Source organism: Staphylococcus microti (assembly GCF_000934465.1).
In the GTDB taxonomy this organism is placed as follows: domain Bacteria; phylum Bacillota; class Bacilli; order Staphylococcales; family Staphylococcaceae; genus Staphylococcus; species Staphylococcus microti.
Genome location: NZ_JXWY01000115.1, coordinates 1 through 225, shown reverse-complemented (window position 1 = coordinate 225; position 225 = coordinate 1). Strand labels below are relative to the sequence as shown.

Sequence of the window (225 nt, the reverse complement as noted above, 5' to 3'; positions counted from 1 at the left end):
TCATGTAATCGCGCTACTTTTCGTTTTTGTTTTTGATAGTTCTTTGCTTCAAAGAGGTTGACACCCCTCTTTTTAGCTAACAAAGCACGCTTTGACAACTTACGTTGTTCACATCTGAGTTTCTTTTCCATTTTAGCCGTGAATTTATGATTATCAATTTTTTGACCATCAGAAAAGATCGCAAAATTCGTAATACCCAAGTCAATACCAATTGCAGAGTATGAT

The 225-nt window shown here is 35.1% G+C and carries 1 protein-coding gene; it reads right to left on the bottom strand.

Features of this window, described 5'->3' with window-relative positions; translation table 11 throughout:
• Positions 1-225 (bottom strand): transposase (locus tag TP70_RS10125; protein WP_044361428.1); only part of this gene is annotated, 225 nt, incomplete at both ends.